Annotated in this window: 15 protein-coding genes; 7 read left to right on the top strand and 8 right to left on the bottom strand. The window is 70.6% G+C overall.

Features of this window, described 5'->3' with window-relative positions:
• Window positions 1–4 precede the first annotated feature (4 nt).
• The 4 genes from ACN27J_RS19390 to ACN27J_RS19375 are packed head-to-tail and all read right to left on the bottom strand — an operon-like array spanning window position 5 to window position 4,428.
• Window positions 5–1,120 (bottom strand): ATP-binding protein, encoded by a 1,116-nt coding sequence (locus ACN27J_RS19390; protein ID WP_123604239.1) that lies wholly within the window; start codon window positions 1,118–1,120, stop codon window positions 5–7.
• Window positions 1,121–1,172: 52 nt separating this feature from the next.
• Window positions 1,173–2,528 (bottom strand): vWA domain-containing protein, encoded by a 1,356-nt coding sequence (locus tag ACN27J_RS19385; protein WP_421368218.1) that lies wholly within the window; start codon window positions 2,526–2,528, stop codon window positions 1,173–1,175.
• Window positions 2,525–3,949, bottom strand: a complete 1,425-nt coding sequence (locus ACN27J_RS19380; RefSeq protein WP_421368217.1) for a hypothetical protein — start codon at window positions 3,947–3,949, stop codon at window positions 2,525–2,527. Before ACN27J_RS19380 ends, ACN27J_RS19385 begins: the two co-directional genes overlap by 4 nt.
• On the bottom strand, window positions 3,949–4,428 hold the full coding sequence (locus ACN27J_RS19375) for a hypothetical protein (protein ID WP_278174681.1): 480 nt from the start codon (window positions 4,426–4,428) through the stop codon (window positions 3,949–3,951). Before ACN27J_RS19375 ends, ACN27J_RS19380 begins: the two co-directional genes overlap by 1 nt.
• Window positions 4,429–4,675: 247 nt before the next feature.
• On the opposite strand from ACN27J_RS19375, the gene ACN27J_RS19370 reads away from it, so the two are divergent.
• The 3 genes from ACN27J_RS19370 (at window position 4,676) to ACN27J_RS19360 (ending at window position 6,750) form a co-directional block, all read left to right on the top strand.
• Complete coding sequence (locus tag ACN27J_RS19370) at window positions 4,676–5,152, top strand: helix-turn-helix domain-containing protein (protein WP_421368216.1); 477 nt, start codon at window positions 4,676–4,678, stop codon at window positions 5,150–5,152.
• Window positions 5,145–5,504, top strand: coding sequence for a DUF4180 domain-containing protein (locus tag ACN27J_RS19365; protein ID WP_278172350.1), 360 nt, complete (start codon window positions 5,145–5,147; stop codon window positions 5,502–5,504). Before ACN27J_RS19370 ends, ACN27J_RS19365 begins: the two co-directional genes overlap by 8 nt.
• Window positions 5,505–6,183: 679 nt before the next feature.
• Window positions 6,184–6,750: a maleylpyruvate isomerase N-terminal domain-containing protein gene (locus ACN27J_RS19360; RefSeq protein WP_421368214.1), complete on the top strand. Its 567-nt coding sequence runs from the start codon at window positions 6,184–6,186 to the stop codon at window positions 6,748–6,750.
• A gap of 506 nt (window positions 6,751–7,256) precedes the next feature.
• Here ACN27J_RS19360 and ACN27J_RS19355 read toward each other — a convergent pair.
• Complete coding sequence (locus ACN27J_RS19355; protein ID WP_421368212.1) at window positions 7,257–8,513, bottom strand: XRE family transcriptional regulator; 1,257 nt, start codon at window positions 8,511–8,513, stop codon at window positions 7,257–7,259.
• Window positions 8,514–9,212: 699 nt separating this feature from the next.
• Between ACN27J_RS19355 and ACN27J_RS19350 the strand changes: the two genes are divergently transcribed.
• A complete protein-coding gene (locus ACN27J_RS19350; RefSeq protein WP_421368210.1) occupies window positions 9,213–9,635 on the top strand; it encodes a DivIVA domain-containing protein in 423 nt (140 codons plus the stop codon).
• Window positions 9,632–11,413, top strand: a complete 1,782-nt coding sequence (locus ACN27J_RS19345; protein ID WP_421368209.1) for a hypothetical protein — start codon at window positions 9,632–9,634, stop codon at window positions 11,411–11,413. The genes ACN27J_RS19350 and ACN27J_RS19345 overlap by 4 nt, the downstream gene beginning before the upstream one ends.
• 40 nt (window positions 11,414–11,453) lie before the next feature.
• Here the strand turns inward: ACN27J_RS19345 and ACN27J_RS19340 are convergent, their stop codons facing one another.
• Window positions 11,454–12,194, bottom strand: coding sequence for a VIT1/CCC1 transporter family protein (locus ACN27J_RS19340; protein WP_421368207.1), 741 nt, complete (start codon window positions 12,192–12,194; stop codon window positions 11,454–11,456).
• 160 nt (window positions 12,195–12,354) lie between these two features.
• Between ACN27J_RS19340 and ACN27J_RS19335 the strand changes: the two genes are divergently transcribed.
• A complete protein-coding gene (locus tag ACN27J_RS19335) occupies window positions 12,355–12,810 on the top strand; it encodes a hypothetical protein (RefSeq protein ID WP_421368206.1) in 456 nt (151 codons plus the stop codon).
• 28 nt (window positions 12,811–12,838) lie between these two features.
• Here the strand turns inward: ACN27J_RS19335 and ACN27J_RS19330 are convergent, their stop codons facing one another.
• A complete protein-coding gene (locus ACN27J_RS19330) occupies window positions 12,839–14,605 on the bottom strand; it encodes a glycoside hydrolase family 3 N-terminal domain-containing protein (protein ID WP_421368205.1) in 1,767 nt (588 codons plus the stop codon).
• Window positions 14,606–14,697: 92 nt separating this feature from the next.
• Between ACN27J_RS19330 and ACN27J_RS19325 the strand changes: the two genes are divergently transcribed.
• The gene (locus ACN27J_RS19325; RefSeq protein ID WP_421368204.1) at window positions 14,698–16,005 is read left to right on the top strand and encodes a glycosyltransferase; all 1,308 of its coding nucleotides are present in this window, start codon (window positions 14,698–14,700) and stop codon (window positions 16,003–16,005) included.
• Here ACN27J_RS19325 and ACN27J_RS19320 read toward each other — a convergent pair.
• Window positions 15,938–17,752: a glycoside hydrolase family 15 protein gene (locus tag ACN27J_RS19320; RefSeq protein WP_421372339.1), complete on the bottom strand. Its 1,815-nt coding sequence runs from the start codon at window positions 17,750–17,752 to the stop codon at window positions 15,938–15,940. The genes ACN27J_RS19325 and ACN27J_RS19320 overlap by 68 nt on opposite strands.
• Window positions 17,753–17,775 lie beyond the last annotated feature (23 nt).

The following is a 17,775-nucleotide window of genomic DNA, read 5'->3' as shown; positions in this document are numbered from 1 at the left end:
TCGCTCATGAGAGGGTCGCGATGCTCTGCCGGCCGCCTTCGAGGAAGGCCGGCCACTCGCCGCCGTCGGCCTTGCTGCGCGGCTCGATCACCCCGTGCCAGAACTTGTTCAGGATCGCCAGGTCCTCCGGGCTGCGCCGGGCCAGCGAACCGACCATCGAGCTGGCCAGGGTTTCGGCGCGCAGCGTCCGGTCGCCGAAGAACTGGCTGTGCAGGATGGCGTCCTCCAGCACACCGATCTGCTCGGCGGTGGACAGCGCCGACTCCAGCTTCTCGTCGTCGCTGGTCGCCGACGCGGCGGCCTTGCGCAGGTCGGCGAAGCTCTGCAGCAGTACGTCCAGCAGGGTGGGCGGCACCTCCAGCTCGATCTGGTGGCGACGCAGCAGCTCGGTGGTGCGGAACCGGACGATCTCCGCCTCGCTGCGCTTGTTGGTGATCACCGGGATCCGGACGAAGTTGAACCGCCGCTTGAGCGCCGACGACAGGTCGTTGACGCCCCGGTCGCGGCTGTTCGCGGTGGCGATGATGGAGAAACCGGGCTGGGCGAAGACGATGTTGTCCGAGTCCAGCTCGGGAATGGAGACGTACTTCTCGGACAGGATCGAGATCAGCGCGTCCTGCACATCGCTGGTGGAGCGGGTCAGCTCCTCGAACCGGCCGATCACGCCCTGCTCCATCGCGGTCATGATCGGCGACGGGATCATCGACTGCCGGGACTGGCCCTTGGCGATCACCATCGACACGTTCCACGAGTACTTGATGTGGTCCTCGGTGGTGCCGGCGGTGCCCTGCACCACCAGGGTCGAGTTGCGGCAGATAGCGGCGGCGAGCAGCTCGGCCAGCCAGCTCTTGCCGGTGCCCGGGTCGCCGATCAGCAGCAGCCCTCGGTCGGAGGCGAGGGTGACGATGCTGCGTTCGACGAAGCTGCGGTCACCGAACCACTTCTGTGGGATCTCCCGGTCGAGGCCGTCGGCGCGCTCGGACCCGAGGATGAACAGGCGCACCATCTTCGGGCTCAACCGCCACGAGTACGGCTTCGGGCTGTCGTCGATCGATTCGAGCCAGTCGAGCTCCTCGGCGTACTTGATCTCGGCGGGGGCGCGCAGCATCTCTGCGGTCATGGTGCGGTTTCTCCTAGTCGAAGGGTGCTCGTACGGCGAGTGGAAAGGGGGATCAGGTGAGGAAGTTCTTGAGCTCGACGACGAGCTTGCGGACGTGCCCGGACAGCACCGGGGTGCCCTGGTCCTTGAGTCTTTGCCGGAACCACGGGTTGACGCTCTGCTGGCCGCCGCTGGAGACCGAGCCGACCGGGATCAGCCGGGCGCCGCTGCGGTGCACCGCCTGCAGCCCGTCGAAGACCTCCTGCGACTTCCACTCGTAGAAGTCGGAGATCCACACCAGGACGGTGTTGCGCGGGTCGGCGATCTTCGGCCGGGCCAGCTCCAACGCGGCCATGCCGTCGGTGCCGCCGCCCAGCTGGGTGCGCAGCAGCACCTCGAACGGGTCGTGCACCCACGGTGTCAGGTCCAGCGCCCGGGTGTCGTACGCGACCAGATGCACGTCCACCTTGGGCAGCCCGGCGAAGATCGAGGCCAGGATGGTGCAGTTGACCATCGCGTCGACCATCGAGCCGGACTGGTCGACGACGACGATCATGCGGGCCGGGGTGGTCCGCTTCGCGGTCTGCTTGTAGTACAGCCGGTCGACGTAGAGCCGCTCGTCCTGCGGACTCCAGTTCGGCAGGTTCTTCCAGATGGTGCGGTTCAGGTCGAGGTTGCGGAACACCCGTTTCGGCGGGACCGACCGGTCGATGGTGCCGACGCTGGTCTGCTGCACCTGGGTCTTGAGCACCTCGGCGACCTCGTCGACGAACCGGCGGATCAGCGCCTTGGCGTTGGCCAGCGCCACCCCGGACAGGTTCGACTTGTCCCGCAGCAGCTGCTCGATCAGCGACATGCTCGGGGTGAGCTGGCGGGCCAGCGCCGGATCGGCCAGCACCTCGCGCAGCCGCATCCGGCGTACCAGGTCGGCTTCGATGGTGCCGAGCACCCCGTCGCGGCGCCCCGGGGTCGCGCCGCAGGCCTGCTGGTACCAGCCGGCGTCGGACTGCCAGCCGGCCAGCTGACCGGCGGAGACGTCACCGCTGCCGGTGGCGAAGACGTTGAGCAGCAGCTTCGACGCCAGCGCCGCCCGGCGTACCTCGTCGGCCCCGACCTGCACCGACGACTCGCCGGCGGCCTTGTCGCCTGCCGAGCCGCCCTCAGCCGGCTGCTCGCCGGTGCTCTCGCCCTCAGCCGGCGGCACGAGCAGGCCGGGCAGCTCGTCGGCCAGCTCCGGGAAACGCTGCACGACGGTGTCGATGGAGACCGCCGGGTCGAGCAGCGCGGCCGGCAGCCCCAGCTCGTCGACCACCGCCATGCTGGTGCGTTCCAGCGCGGCCTGCTCCTGCCCGTCGAACAGCCGGGCCAGCAGCCGCCAGTAGAGCACCTGGCGCCGGTTCTCGTGATAGTTGATCATCGAATCGGTCATTTGCGCAGCAACCGTCCCGCCCGTTCCCGGAGCATCGCGACGCTGTCGCCGGAGCGGGCCACCGCCTTGGCGACCTTGGGGTCGGTCGGCCCCTGCGCCCAGTCGCCGGTGTGCAGGTCGACCTGCTTGCGCTTCACTGTCGCCTGCATGCCGATCGGCTGCACCGACCAGCCGGGGCCGGCCGCCGCGTCACCGTCCCAGCGCAGCAGCCCGATGCAGGCCGACGACTTGGCCAGCAGTTCGGCGGTGATCGGCCCGCAGCCGGGCAGCCGATCGACGTCGACGGTCACCCGGGTGCCGTCGACCTCGAAGCCGAGCCCGTCCTCGTCGGTGACCACCGTGTAGCCCTCCAGCAGCACCGGTTCGGCGATGGCGACCGGGTGCCGGTCCAGCGGCGGAACGGCCGGGGCGAGCGCCTTGCCGAGCTGCACCCGGGCGACGGCGAAAGGGTCGGTCGGCTCGCCGGGGCGGGCCTGGTCGTCGCGCCAGAGCAGGTCGCCGCCGGGCAGCAGCGGCAGGTCGGTGACGTCGAGGCTGAGCCGGCCGGCCAGGGCGGCGAGCAGCACCGGATGGTCGGCGAGCAGCTGCCACACCACCGGACCGACGATCGTGTCGACCTTCGCGGCGGAGACGCTGACCCGGACCAGCCGGGAGCGGTCGGCGTCGGCGGCCCCGCCGCTGGCCTCCAGCACCGCGTGCACCTGCAGCTGTACGGCGGTCGCGTGCTCCTGCACGTCGGCGCCGACGATCAGCAGCCGGCCGGAGACGGTTTCCGGCGCTGCCGGCCCGCTCTGCGGGCTGGTCAACAGCATGCTGCGGGTCCACAGGTCGGCCCAGCGGCGCGCCGGAATCCGCTCCATGGTGGCCACCGGGCTGGTGTAGCGCAGTTCGTTGGCGAGCCCGTCGAGCAGCACCGCGATCCGGCGTCGGGTCGGGTCGGCGAGCAGCGCGGTCAGTGCCTGCTGGCTGGCCGACACCAGGTCGTGGTCGACGTTGCGCCAGCCGGCCAGGGCCAGCTCGGCCAGCCAGGAACGGGCCGCCAGCAGCCGTCCGTCGGCCGGGGCGGCGGCCGTGGTCGGCGCCGTCCACTGCGCCCGGTCGCGGCCGAGCGTGCCGTCGAGCCGGTCCCGCAGCGCGTCGTGCACCGCGCCCACCACGGCCGTACGGGCGGCGGCCAGCAGCAGCAACTGCTCCTCGCCGACTGAGCCGGCGGTCACCTTGTCGACGGCTTCGGCCGCCGCCGCGCCGAGCGGGGTGGCCGAGACCGCGCCGGCCAGCTCGGCCAGGGCCGCCGTACCCTGCGGGTCGAGCCGGCCGAAGCCGCCGGTCATCGCCTGGTCGAACCGGTCGACCACGGCGAGCGCCTCGGCGACCCCGGCCGGTACGCCGTCGCGCAGGTCGTCCAGCTGTGCCCCGCGCATCAGCGGGCCCCCGCCCCGGCCGGGAACCAGCTCAGCTCGGGCAGCGGCTCGACCGCGCCCGGCAGGTCCAGGTAGGACAGATGGTGCAGGAACCGGCTGAACACGGCCGCCGCCGGCGACGTGCCGGCGAGGGTGGTCCGACCGATCGCCCAGAAGATCTCGTTGCCGATGGTCACCTCGTCGTTGGTCTCCAGGCGCAGGAAGCGGGCGACCCGGTCGCCGCCGTACTGCACGATGGCCTCGTCGGCGAGCGCGGTCAGGTGGTTGCACGCGTAGTCGCCGCCGCGCAGCCCGCCGCACGGCCGGTTGTTGTTGGTGCTGCAGCTGACCTCGTAGCTGCCGGCGGCGACCGACGACACGTACACCCGCCCGATGTCCGAGCCGCTCGAAACGACGCCCTGCAGGCGTCCGTCCGCCATCTCGACGAAGGGGACCTTCGCCAGCTTGCGGGGTCGTGCGGTGGGCACCACCCGTACCATGCTTCGCCGCTGCCAGGCGGCGTCGTCCGCGTCCACTGGGTTGCCCTCCAGGCGTGTCGACCGCAGCCGTCGTCAGCCGTCATCTCGAACGGCGGGGCTGCGGACCGGTGATCCGTACCCGAGAAGTTGTATCGCCCCGGTGCGACAAACCGGGGTGGCGGGCGGTGACCGGCCCGGATCGTGGTCGGTGGCCGACCGATGCGCTAAACTTCCCTGACATACACCAAAAAGATGCTGATGGGGAAGAATGGCGAAGTCTTGGCTGTCGGTGGAGGAAGTCGCAGAGCAGCTTGACCTGCACGTGCGTACGGTGCGTAGTTACATCCGGGACGGACGGCTGCCAGCCGTACGGATCGGCAAGCAGTACCGGATCGCACCGGCCGACCTCGACGCGTTCACCGGCCGCCCGGCCGGGGCCGCCGAGCCGGCCGACCCGGTGGTCGAGGTCTCCGCGGTGGTCGACATCGACGGCTTGACGTCCGCCGACGCCGACCGGTTGAGCACCCTGCTGGTCGCCGGGGCGCAGGGCGGCAGCCGGGCGTCGGCCGCGCCGCCGCTGCGGCTGCAGACCGGGTACGACCCGGCGCGAGACCGGCTGAAGATCGTCGCCTTCGGTGGCCCGGACACGGTCGCGGAGATCCTGTCCACCATCGACGCTGTGACGCGTCCGGGCAGCGGATTGTTCCGGACGGACAACAGAGACGGGGTACGCGGTGATGGCTGACGAGATCGTCGAACTGGCTGGCGTGCCGGTGCTGGTCTGCGCCGCCGATGGGCCGACAATCGCTGGCGAGCAGGACGCGCTGGACGTGATCGGCCAGACGTTCGCCGGTGCCGAGATCGTCGCGATCCCGGTCGCGCGGCTGGACGAACGCTTCTTCGCGCTGCGCAGCGGGCTGGCCGGCAGCATCATGCAGAAGTTCGTCAACTACCGGCTGCGGCTGGTCGTGGTCGGCGACATCACCGGCCACACCGCCGGCAGTACGGCGCTGCGTGACCTGGTCGTCGAATCGAACCGGGGCAACCAGGTCTGGTTCGTCGACGACCTCGATACCCTCGCCGCCCGCCTCAGCTGAGCCGGGCGCTTCAGCTGAGCCGGGCGATCGGATGCGCTTGGTCTGACACATCCTCAGCGTGTCAAGTCGAACAGCCGCTGTGGATCATCAGCAGGCGAGTGTGGCGACTACATGTACTGAGCGGCGGTCTGCTCGACTTCGCGGATGAACTCCTCCAGCTCGACCTCGGTCCACTGTCGGTCTTGCAGCAGTGTGCCGAGTCCTGTGGATCGCGATACGCGCTACGAGGCCGGCAAAGACCAGGTTGCCGGTTGTCGATAGACCGGTTCGCCGAGGTGGGTACGGGCAAGCGCACCTGCCGGGTTCGGGCCACGTCCGGAGTCCGGCCGTCCACCTGCTGGAGGTGCAGGTCGGTGGCGTTGCGTGACGGGTGCTGCTGAGCCAACTGTTGCCCCGGCTTCCCCTCATGCCGATGTGCGGAACCTCTGTCCGTCAAGTCTCGGTATGCCGTCGAGTGGAGGGCTCAGGCACGTTATTCGCGCGAATAACGTGCCTGAGCCCTCCACTCGACGCAACGGCAGCAGCGGCTCGGCGTCCGCACGTGCCGATCAACACACCGATCACCCAGAGTCACCAGCCCACAGTCAGGTTCCGATAGAGCCGTATCCCCGGTGCGCGGGGTGTTTGGGGGTACGGCCGGGCGGCGCAGGATCTGGCAGGGCTCCTGGTTGTGCGCCGGATGGACAGCCGTGATGTCGACCAAGCCGTGGCCGAGATGGTCCGGGTGCTGACACCGCACGAGTCGGCGGACTGGGGACGCCCGGCCGGCGCGCTCGACTGGAGCTGTTGGGAAACAGCTGCCCATGTCGCGCATGACCTTCTCGCGTACGCCGGGCAACTCGCCGCCCGGCCCGACTCCGCGTACCTCCCGTTCGACCTGGTGGTACGCGACGACGCGTCTCCCCGCGATCTGCTGCGAACAGTCACCGGCGCAGGACGATTGTTGAGCACCATGCTGGCCGCATCCGACCCGTCGGTACGGGCCTGGCACTGGGGACCGACCGACCCAAGCGGCTTCGCGGCACTGGGCGTGAACGAGACGCTGGTGCACACCTACGACATCGCCGAAGGGCTCGGCATCCACTGGCATCCGCCGAGATCACTCTGTAGCGCCGTACTGACCCGGCTCTTTCCCCACGCCCCGGCCGGCGATCCGGTCCAGGTGCTCCTGTGGTCCACCGGGCGCACTGACCTCCCCGGCCGTCCTCGACCCACCTCCTGGGTCTTGGAAGCGGCGATCGAGTAGTCCACTTGTCGCACTCGTCACTCATGCCGCAATCCTGGAGCCGGGTCACCTCCACCGTTACTCATCGTGAGTAGCGGATGTCGCGGGCTTCGACGTACACCGTCCAGTCACAGGCGGCCTGGCGTGCCCATGCGTTCGCGTCGTTCTTGCAGCGACCGCCCCTGGTCGTCGCCTCCATCAGGGTCCTCGATGAACAGATCAGGCCAGGCTGACGAGACCTCGGACGCCGACCGGCCAGGATGCGATGGGGACCGGTGAGTGGGGTCTGAGAGTATGTTCGCCTCGTGGAAGTCTCTGGGGACTTTGCGAGGCTCGTCGAGGACCAAGCTTCGTTCGCCCATGTTCAGGCGGCGCGCCGCTACCCGGAATTGAGACATCTCATGCCGGACCGGCCGCTCTCCGCTTCGACCTGCCAGCTGTGTGCAGGATCCGGCGAGGCTGTCTTCGGAGATGGGCGAAACCGGATCTGTTGCCCTGACTGCAACACCCGTGGATGGATTCCTGGGCTACCGGGAACCTGCTGGGTTGCTGAGGACTCGTAGCTCGTCCAGGAAGGCTAGCGCCCCAGGGTGTTTTGGGTACTGCTCCTGCAACAGTTGCCCTAGTTCTCGGGAGCACATGAGGAGTGACGGTAGGGACCTGCGGTCGCCCGACAGCGCATGTCGGCCGTAGGCCACTGCCTCCTCAATCTCCCCTCTGCGCGCCGATACCACACCTAGTGTCAAACGAGCCTCGGCGTTCCTCATTGGCTTTCGTTCGGTGCCGTCCGGATCCGTGGAAGACCGTATGACTTCATGGGCGTAAATCCCGGCAAGCTGGTCTTCTCGGGCCAGCCGGTAGCAGTCCATCGCGTAGAAGTCGAACTTCGACGGATCAACGACGAAATGATGGTCGGTATCCTCTGGGTAGGGCAGTGATTCCAGGAGTGACCGGCCCCGATCAAGTGCCGTCTCCACTTGTCTGCGGTCTCCGATACGTGCCCATGCCTTGGCCTGCTGCGCTGCTAGCTGCACAGCAACGCTTTGACCGGGGGCCTTCGCTACCCCTATCTCAGCGGCGGCTATAGCTCCCCGGTAGTCACTTTGTGTCAGCGCGTACCATGCGCGCATCTCGTGCGCCCACCCGACAACTGCAGCGTCGCCCGCCTCTTCGCCGAGGGCCAGCGCCGCCTTACGGGTGCTTTCCGCTTCCCGCCGCAGCCCTAAGTCGTATTCGACACACCCGACGAGCAAGGCAACCAGACCAGCAAGCGATAGGACCTCTTTATGCTGCGCGAGCGTCAAACGGCGGTCCATGAGACTAATGAGGCGTCGAAGCCATGCCTTCCCCTCAACATAGAGCTGATACGGGGGAGCGTAGGGGTACTCACAGCAAAGCCGGTCGGCCGTAATGCGGAGTGCGTCAAGCATAGCTGCTGAGACATCCGAGGCGCGAATGCGGGAGAGGATCTCAAGGGTCTCCAGGCCACTGTCCGCCAGCAAGTCCGCTTCGACATGTGCCCCACCCTGGCGAGGGAAAAACGCCGCCGTGACGGTGCCGTATGTCTTGGCGATCAGTGTCTTGTAAAAGACATCGGGCTCGGAGCTACCGGCTTCCCATCGCTTCCAGTTGCGCAACAGGGTGTTGTCGGAGGGCAGCGGTTCGGCTGCGTGTGCCCTGAGTGCCCGTACCGCGTCACTCTGGGACCACCCCCGGGCAGTTCGCTCCGAGCGAAGCCGCTGCGCCCACGCCGGCCGGGAGTCTTCCTCAAGCTCATCCCTCATGGCTTCGAGTATCCACCACCCAGGGGTGATATGGCAGGGGACTCTGCCCTGTCACCGCCGTGACACCTGCCGCCTATCAAGATCGAGTGGGATCGTTGCTCTATGGACATCTGATTGTCAACCAGAAGGCGCGGAAGATCTGGCTTGGTACCAGGTGAGTTGGTGCTAAACACGGCGGCGGCCCATTGGCCGCCCCAGCCAATGGGAAGGGGTTGATCATGGTGGCGCTTGGTGCCCTGGTTTCCGGCATGCTGCTCGGCTTCTTCGTGGGGTTGTTCGGTTTCAAGGTCAAGTCGCGGTGGTGTCCCGACTGTGGTCGGCTGACGGTGCCGGCGGCTGATCGGTAGGGTGCCGGCCGACCGGTCCCCGGCGGATCCCCGGCCTGGTGACGAGTTGATCGTCGATGGTGGGGCGAGTGTGCAGTTCGCGGCCGGGCGGGGTTTCCGGTTCCGAGTGACGACTGTGGACACGAAGCTGACGTACGAGGGCTGGGTGTGGTTGGCCGGGTATGTGTTGGCGGCCGACGGTGAGGCTCGTGAGCGTCGGGAGATTTTCGTCGAGCGTGATGGTCTCCGCTGGGCGCCGCGTCCGCGCCGGCCCCACCGCTGACCCGGGCGGCGGCACAACTGCGACGCGAAACGCGTGCTCTTCATCCGTACCCCTTGAAGGTTTTCGATTGTGTGAAAGGTGGTTCCTACTGTGCGTGGATTCCTTGACCTGTTCCGGCGGGCTCCGGTGCGGAGTCGGCGTAACCGGCGGTTGCTCGCTGAGATCGCCCGCCACAACCGGCGGCCGACCGACGTGGCTGCCGGTCAGCGTTCGCCGGTGCGGCCCGCCCCGAACAGCGTCGGTCACTTGTACGGCAGGCCGGTGCGGCCGTCGGTCAGCCCTGGTCTGGTCCGCGACCGCGCGTTCGGCGGCCGGGTTCGGCGTGGTTGCGACCCGGTTGAGGTGCGGGCGTTTCTGCATCTGGTGGCCGACGAGTTGACCGCGTTGCGCGCCGAGTTGCACTCGACCCGGGAGGAGAACGTGCGGGTCAAGCAGGCGTTGCGGGACTGGCAGTCGCAGCAGTTCGAGCAGACCCATCGGTCGCAGCGGTTCGGGGCGGGGGTGGTGGCGTGACCGGGACCAACAAGGTGCCGGCCGGCTCACTGCACGTGGTCGGGGTCGGCGTGGAGCGGCGGCGGGCGCAACGGGTGTTCACCGTCGCGAACCTCGACACCGGGCAGGTCGCCTCCACCAGCCTCGTGCCCGGCTCGTTCACGCCGTTGCCGACTCCGGGTGGGACGTGGTGGTTGCCGTACGCGCCGATCGTCACCGACCTCGCCCAGCGTGCCGGGGTGGCCGCCGCGACGTTGCGTGACCCGGACTTCCCCGACGAACCGGGCCGGCTGCCGTCGTCCGGGTTGACGCTGCCCCGGCAGTGGCAGCCCGGCATACCCGAGCGGGACCGGCTGCGGTGGGAAGCCGTCGCGCTCACCAACCGGTTGGTGACGCCGTGGCTGGTCCTGATCGGCCGCAGTAGCGAGCCGCCGCCACCCGGTGACCCGGGCCGGCTGCTCGGCCGGCTGTGCGCGCTCGCCGACCAGATGCACGTCGACCTGGTCCTCGAAGTCCGGCCCAGCTCCATCGGACGCGGGCTCAGCTGGGACGTCCGGTTCGAACACGCCGGCGGTGCGGTGCCCGACTACCAGCACCGGTGGATCGGCGACCTGCCGGCCGCGCTTGCCACCATCCCCGCCGAACGGGCGGTGACCGGCCTGACCGTCGCCAACCCGCTGCTGCCCGCCCACTACCTCACCGACGAGGCGTTGGCCGCCCACCCGGTGCCGGTCGGGTTGGACGGGCACCCCGGCGGCCACAACCTCGACCAGGTCGAACGCCGCATGACCAGTGATGCCGGGCAGCACGGTGGTGCGCAGGCCATCTGGCGTAACCGGCACTGGTGGCACACCAGCCTGCGACCCGACGACACCCCCGGGAAGTTCGTGCGCGGCTGGGAGCCGCCGGCACCGAAACACCGGGGCGAGCCGATCCCCGCCCACCCCTGCACCCGGTGCGCCGACCGGGCCGATCCGCCGTTCTGCCTGGACTGTTACGGCACCAGGCGGGTCCGACGCGGCGCGGTGCTCACCGTCACCGACCTGCGTGGCCGGACCGTGCACCGCAACTGGCGACCCGACGACACCGACCAGCCGCCACCCACCCTCGCACCCGCCGACCGGCCGTCCGGCAGCACGGTGTGGCAGCTGCCCGAGCACTACCAGATCGGGGCGCTCGCCGCCGGTTTCGGCGTACAGCCGACCGACCTGACCGACATCGACGGCGAACACGTCATCGACCAGCACCTGCGCAACGGTGTCAGCGAGATACCCCACGGCGGCGGGGACCCGGTCGCCGCGTACCTCGCCGAAGTCGGCGCCACCCACGACGGCGCCCGCGTCATGGTCCTCGCCAACGGTTGGCCCGGCCCCACCCTCGACGAACTCGCCGCCCTCGTACGCGGCCTCGGCCTCGCCCTCGACATCACCACCATCGACCACCGCAACACCATCGGCCGACCCGAACTCTCCCAAGGCCACTCCTGGTCCGTCCGGGTCGTCAACCCCACCACACCCCTGGCCGTCGACCCCGTCCCCACCAGCGCCGCCCTGCCCGAAGCCGTCGCACTCTGCCACCGCTACCTACACGGCGCACTCCGCGCCACCATCCCCACCGACCCGGCCACGCCGATCCCCGTCCCACAACACACCGCAGCAGCCGGCACCCCCACCGACACCACAACCTGCATCACGCAGATACGCCGCCAAGCCGCCACCCAACCCGGCCAGCCCGTCACCGTCCGACTCCACCCCGACGGCACCCACACCCGCACCACGGAACACCCAAGGAAAAGTTGATCGCAGCAATAGTTCGTCGGCGGCGTGGTCGAAGGTCGGCTCAGAGCACCGTCGCGCCGACGAGCTGCCCGATGGCGAAGGTGACGGTCATGGCCAGGGCACCACCGGCCACGAGTCTCACGACCGCCCGACCCACGCGGGCGGAGCCCAGTCGCGCGCTCACCGCACCCGTCATCGCGAGGGTGAGCAGCACGACAGCGAAGGTCACGGGGACCCGTGCGTCGGGTGGTGGCAGCAGGATCGCGATCAGCGGCAGCAGTGACCCCAGGGTGAAGGCGATCGCCGAGGCGCCGGCCGCGTGCCAGGGGTTGGTCAACGAATCCGGGTCGATCCGCAACTCGATGTCCGCGTGTGCGGCGAAGGCGTCCTTCGCGGTCAGCTCCTCCGCCACCAGCCGGGCGGTCCCGGCGGTCAGCCCTTTCGCGACGTAGAGCGCGGTCAGCTCGTCCAACTCCTGCTCGGGGAACCGTTCGAGCTCGGTGCGCTCCTTTGCCAGCAGCGCCCGTTCGGAGTCACGTTGGCTGCTCACCGAAACGTACTCACCCAGGGCCATGGAAACAGCGCCCGCCGCCACCCCTGCGACCCCCGCCGTCAGGACGGGGCCGGTGGCGATGGTCGCGCCGGCCACCCCCACGACGAGACCCGCCGTCGACACGATGCCGTCGTTGGCGCCGAGGACTCCGGCCCGTAACCAGTTCAACCGAGTGGCGATCCCGCCGCCGTGCGGTTCACCCACGTGAATCGTGCCGGGCCAGCCGGCTCCCGTACCTTCGGCACTCATCCAGATCACCTGCCTCCGCCACCGTACGGCGGGGCGTCCTGCCACGGCAACGAAGCCAAGGCTGCGCTCAGATCGACGCTCACCACCCGTTGTTCTCGGGCGGGACACGGCTGGGGCGGTGCCGGGTTAGCCTGCCCGAACACCGGGTACCCGGACCGGCATGCGGCGAATCTGGACTGGGCTGCTGGCCGGTGCCGCCGGCACCAGCGCACTCAACATGGTCACCTACCTCGACATGGCCGGCCGGGCGCGGCCGGCGAGCAGCACCCCGCAGCGTAGCGTCGGCCGGCTCGCCGAGACGCTGCACGTCGACCTGGGAGACGAGGAGACGGCCAGCAACCGGCGGGCCGGGCTCGGGCCGCTGCTCGGCTACGCGACCGGCCTCGGCGCCAGCGCGCTGTACGCCGTGGCCGGCCCCCGCCGGGCACCGGTCTGGGCGGCAACCGGGCTGCTCGCCATGCTGGCGATGGCCGGCTCGGACGCGCCGATGACCCTGCTCAAGGTGACCGACCCGCGGCAGTGGAGCGCTGCCGACTGGGCGTCGGACATCGTGCCGCACCTGGCGTACGGGCTGGTCGCCGCCGCCGTGCTGCACCGCCTCCGGGCCCGGGACTGACCCGCCCGGCCACCCCTGAACTTCCCGGTCAGAACGTCAGCCCGTGGCCGTACCGGAACAACGGTGCCGGGTCGTCGAACGGGGCGTCCGGCTGCCCGGCGAGCACGGCCCGCTGGCTGGCCGGCAGGTCGACCGGCAGCCGGCCGGTCGGTGCCGGCTCCCCGGCGAGTACGTCGACCAGCGCGGTGTCCTCGACGCCGAAACTGACCAGCAGGGTGCCGACCCGGTCGGCGAGCGGGGTGAGCACCGCCGGCCGGTCCAGGTAGACGTCCGCGACGGTCGGCACCACCGCAGCGACCGCCAGCACCCGGTCCAGCGTGCCCGGCGGGAACTCCAACGGTCCGGCGTGGAAGTACGCCTCCACCGGGCCGGTCCGCCGCTCGTACGGCGCGGCCAGCCGCAGCACCGCCACGTCCGCCTGGCGCGGATCCGACACCACCGTCCACCTGCCCCGCAGCGCGGCACGCAGCGGGCCTTCGGCGTACACCCGCAGACCGGGGGCGAGCGGCAACCGGGCCGGGTTGTCCGGCGGGGCCTGACGCAGCAGCGTCACGCAGGCCCGTTGGGCGGCCAACCCGGCAGCGCGGGCCGGCGGTCCACCGACCACCTGCGCGGCGTGCTCCGGGTCGACGTAGCGGTGCTCGAACAGGCCGAGCCGCAGCTTGTCGTGCAGGACGCGGCGGGCGGACTCGTCGATCCGGTCCTCGGTGACCTGGCCGCTGCGGACCAGGTCGACCACCAGGTCCGGGCGGGCCTCGCCGCCGAACTGGTCGACCCCGGCGTGCAGCGCGGTACGCAGCCGCTGCGCCGGTTCGAGATGTTCGACGCCCCAGGCGCGGGCCGGTCGGCGTTCGCCCCGGAAACAGGCGTCGGTCAGTACGCCCCAGTCGGCGCAGATCACCCCGGTGAAGCCGAGCTGCCGGCGCAGCAGCCCGGTCACCACCTCGTGGTTGAAGGCGAACGCCACCGGCGGCAGTTCGGTGCCGACCGGCAGCCCGTAGCCGAGCATCACCTGCGCGGCACCGGCCCGGACGGCCGCCACGAACGGCGCCAGGTGGGCGGCGAGACGACCACCCGGGTAGGCCTGCTCGGCGCCGTACCGGAAATGGGGGTCCTCGCCGGTGCGGACCGGGCCGCCGCCGGGGAAGTGCTTGACCAGCGCGGCGACGCTGTCCGGTCCGAGCGTCGGACCCTGCAAACCGGACAGGTACGCGACCGTCAGCCGGCTGACCAGCTCCGGGTCCTCGCCGAAGGTGCCCAGCACCCGTGGCCAGCGCGGGTCCGTGGCGACGTCGGCCTGCGGGTGCAGCGCGGCCCGGATGCCGACCGCCAGGTACTCCCGCCGGACGGTGTCGGCGTGCCGCCGGACCAGCTCCGGGTCGCCGGTCGCGGCCAGCCCCAGCGGTTCCGGCCAGACGGAGAAGGCACCGGCCAGCGCCGCCGTGTTGGGGTTGGCGGACCGGGCGTGCCGGGGATCGGTGGCGACCGTCACCGGTACGCCGAGTCGGGTCGACGCGGCCAGGTCCTGCAGCTGGTTGTGCCAGCGGGCAAGGTCGGCCGGTGCCGCGACGCCGACCAGGTTGACGTGGCTGATCCGGCGGTGCAGGACGATCTCCTCGGCGGCGAGCAGCCCGGCGTCCGGGTCGGCCGGTGCGAGGGTGCCACCCGGACCGATGCCGATCATCGGGTGGAACAGCAGGCCGGCCTTTTCCGCCAGGTTCATCCGGCCCAACAGCTCGTCCGCCTGCTGCTGCGATGGCCGTGGCTGAGTGACGGTCGGCTGCTGGGTGGTCACTGGGCCGACGGTAACGGGGTGCGCGCCGCCGGGTAGGCGGTTCTGCCGGTATCCGGGTGGTTTGTCGGGTCGGCCGGCGGGAAAGGTGCGGGATGCCGCGACGACGGGTGCTCGTATTCAGCATCCCCAACGAGGGACACCTCAACATCCTGAAACGGCTGATCCGCCGGCACCGGGCCGAGGACAGCTTCCGTCTGGTGCTCGTCGACCGGCAGACCACCGTGCCCCGGTTGGGTGACCTGGCCGGGTCGACCGTCGCGTTGCTAGGTTGCCGCGAGTTCCGCAACACCCCGGCGGACCGGGTGTTCGACCGGGCGTACCGGTTGTTCGGCGAATGCCTGGCGGTGGCCCGCGCCTACCGCCCCGACCTGGTGCTGTACGACTTCTGCGCGATCGAGGGCGCACTGGTCGCCCGCTGGCTGGGCGTGCCGGCGTGGTGCTCGGTGCCGGGACTGGTCGGACCGATGACGGACGCCGGATATCTGCGGCACTGCCTGACGGCGTCGGCGAACACGGCGGCACTGGACGCTCTGGACCGGCGGTACGGCGTCAGGCTCGACCCGGCCACGGTGGAACTCGTCTCGAACTGTCTGCACCTGCCGGCCGAGCAGAACATCCTCTGGTCGTACCGTGCGGTCACGCCGCCCGACTTCCGCGACAACCGCGCGGCGGTCGGCTACCGCTTCGCCGGGTACCTCTCCGACGGCTGGCCGTCCCGGAACCGGCCGGCCAGCCAGGACGGCCGGGGCGCAGACCGGCAGCGCCGGGGCACCGGCCCGGCCCGGTCGGTCGTCTACCTGTCCTTCGGCACCGAGGTGCTGGACAACCTCTGGTACGCCGAGCCGGAGCTGGTCGGCGCGCTGCGCCGGTGCGTCGCCGGCCTGGCCCGGCACTGGTCCTCGGCCGACCTGACGGTGGTCTTCCCGACCCGGGGCCGCCGGATCCTGGACCGGTACCCGGCGAACTGGGTGATCCGGCACGCCGTCGACCAGCAGCGGGTGCTCAGCCGGGCCGACGTGTTCGTCACCCACGGCGGCAGCAACAGCTTCCACGAGGCGATCCTCGCCGGGGTGCCGATGGTCGTCGTGCCGTTCTTCGGCGATCAGCCGCTGGTCGCCCGGCAGGCGGCCCGGCTCGGCATCGGGATCAACCTCGACGCGGGTGCCCGCACCGGGCGGGACGCCGCGTACCGGCTGCTGGACATCGGCTGCGCCGACCGGATCGCCGCCGCGGTGCGGCGGATCCGCGACGACCAGCGGTACCGGGAGAGCCTCGCCGGCCTGGACCTGAGGGCGGTGGCCGCGTTGCCGCCGACGGACGACGACCGCCCGGTCACCCGCCGGGTGGGCCCGGTGGTCGCGACGCCTCCCCGGTCTGGGACAGCGTCCACGCCGCGTTGATCAGGCCGATGTGCGACAGCCCCTGCGGGAAGTTGCCGATCAGGCCGCCGTCGCGGCGGTCCACCTCCTCGGCGAGCAGACCGAGATCGTTCGCACACGCGGTGGCCACCTCGAAGACCTGGCGGGCCCGGTCGTGCCGGCCGGCCAGCGCGAGGGCCTCGGCCAGCCAGTAGGAGCAGATCAGGAAGGCTCCTTCGTCCTCGCCGCCGGTCCATCGCTGGACCAGGCCGTGGTGGGTCAGGTCCGCCTCGATGGCGTCGATCGTGGCGACCACCCTGTGGTCGGTGCCGGGCAGGAAACCCATGATCGGCATGATCAGGACGCCGGCGTCGAGATGGTCGGAGCCGAACGCACCGGTGAACGCCTGGCGCCGGTCGCTCCACCCCTGGTCGAGGATCGCCGCGCGGATCTGTTCCCGGGTCCGGTGCCAACGGTCGACGTCACGCTCGGCGTGCAGCGCGGGCGCCAGCCCGATGGCCCGGTCCAGCGCCACCCAGCACATCAGCTTCGAGGTGAGGTAGTGGCGTTCGCCCTCCCGACCCTCCCAGATCCCGGAATCCGGCTGGGACCAGGTGCGGCAGGCCCGTTCGGCAAGGCCACGGAGCAGGTGTACGGTGCCCGCCGCCAGATCGCCGAGCCGGTCGCGCAGGATCCATGCGCCGTGCATCACCTCGCCGAGTACGTCGAGCTGCCGCTGCCGCCAGGCGTCGTTGCCGACCCGGACCGGCGTCGAGGCCCGGTAGCCACGTAGGTGCTCCAGATCGTGCTCGGTCAGGTCCCGCTCGCCGCCGACCCCGAACATGATCGGTACTGGCTGGTCGGACGGTAGCTCGCCGACCGAGTCGGCGATCCAGTCGAAGAACCGGTGCGCCTCGTCGGGGCAGGCGGCCACCCACAGCGCCTGCATGGTGAACGCCCCGTCGCGCAGCCAGGCGTACCGGTAGTCCCAGTTCGCGCCGCCGCCGACCTCCTCGGGCAGCGAGGTGGTCGGCGCGGCCACCACCGCACCGGTCGGCTGATAGGTCAGCGCCTGCAGCACCAGCGCGCTGCGCCGTACCTGCTCCTGGTAGAGCCCCTGGTAGCTGTGGTGCTCGTCGGCCCAGGACCGCCAGCCGGCGACCGTGTCGTCAACGCCGCACCGCCGGTCGTCGGCCGGTGGTGCGGTGTCGTCGGCGCGCAGGTGCCGCAGCGCGAACCGTACGGTCTGCCCGGCGGTGCGGGTGAGCCGGCCGCCGATCCGGTCCACCCCAATGGACAACTCGGCCGGCAGCGGGTCGCCGGTCAGGATCAGCCGGTCACTGCCGCCGACCAGCTCGATCCGCCCGTCGTCGCCGGTCACCACCGGGACGACCCGGCCGTACTCGGGCCGTACCACCAGGTCGACATCGACCTCTACCGTGCCGGAGAGGACGTCGACCCGGCGCAGCAGCACGTGCGGCGAGGCACCGCCGATGTGGTGGCCGCGTTCGCCGGGGCCGAGGGCCAGCGCGTCGGTGAGCCGCAGCTCGCCGTTGGCGGTCCGGAAGTCGGTCTGCAGCACCATGGTGTCCGCCAGGTAGCGGCGGGCGGTGCGGTGCCCGTCGACCGGGGTGATGGACCAGTGTCCGGCGTCGGGGTCGAGCAGCCGGGCGAAGACGCTCGGCGCGTCGAACCGGGCCGGGCACCACCAGTCGACGGAGCCGTCCGCGGACAGCAACGCCGCTCCCTGGCAGTCACTGAGGAGCCCGTAGCTGGCGATGTCGGGCATCGTCACCGGGTACCCGCCCGCCG

This window comes from Solwaraspora sp. WMMB762, assembly GCF_049179115.1.
GTDB lineage: Bacteria > Actinomycetota > Actinomycetes > Mycobacteriales > Micromonosporaceae > Micromonospora_E.
This window is presented reverse-complemented; position numbering and strand designations above follow the sequence as displayed.

What these genes read in the sequence shown, in the direction of transcription:
- ACN27J_RS19390 (WP_123604239.1), bottom strand. Translation starts at nt 1,120, where the DNA reads ATGACCGCAGAGATGCTGCGCGCCCCCGCCGAGATCAAGTACGCCGAG.
- ACN27J_RS19385 (WP_421368218.1), bottom strand. Translation starts at nt 2,528, where the DNA reads ATGACCGATTCGATGATCAACTATCACGAGAACCGGCGCCAGGTGCTC.
- ACN27J_RS19380 (WP_421368217.1), bottom strand. Translation starts at nt 3,949, where the DNA reads ATGCGCGGGGCACAGCTGGACGACCTGCGCGACGGCGTACCGGCCGGG.
- ACN27J_RS19375 (WP_278174681.1), bottom strand. Translation starts at nt 4,428, where the DNA reads ATGGTACGGGTGGTGCCCACCGCACGACCCCGCAAGCTGGCGAAGGTC.
- ACN27J_RS19370 (WP_421368216.1), top strand. Translation starts at nt 4,676, where the DNA reads ATGGCGAAGTCTTGGCTGTCGGTGGAGGAAGTCGCAGAGCAGCTTGAC.
- ACN27J_RS19365 (WP_278172350.1), top strand. Translation starts at nt 5,145, where the DNA reads ATGGCTGACGAGATCGTCGAACTGGCTGGCGTGCCGGTGCTGGTCTGC.
- ACN27J_RS19360 (WP_421368214.1), top strand. Translation starts at nt 6,184, where the DNA reads ATGGACAGCCGTGATGTCGACCAAGCCGTGGCCGAGATGGTCCGGGTG.
- ACN27J_RS19355 (WP_421368212.1), bottom strand. Translation starts at nt 8,513, where the DNA reads ATGAGGGATGAGCTTGAGGAAGACTCCCGGCCGGCGTGGGCGCAGCGG.
- ACN27J_RS19340 (WP_421368207.1), bottom strand. Translation starts at nt 12,194, where the DNA reads ATGAGTGCCGAAGGTACGGGAGCCGGCTGGCCCGGCACGATTCACGTG.
- ACN27J_RS19335 (WP_421368206.1), top strand. Translation starts at nt 12,355, where the DNA reads ATGCGGCGAATCTGGACTGGGCTGCTGGCCGGTGCCGCCGGCACCAGC.
- ACN27J_RS19325 (WP_421368204.1), top strand. Translation starts at nt 14,698, where the DNA reads ATGCCGCGACGACGGGTGCTCGTATTCAGCATCCCCAACGAGGGACAC.
- ACN27J_RS19320 (WP_421372339.1), bottom strand. Translation starts at nt 17,752, where the DNA reads ATGCCCGACATCGCCAGCTACGGGCTCCTCAGTGACTGCCAGGGAGCG.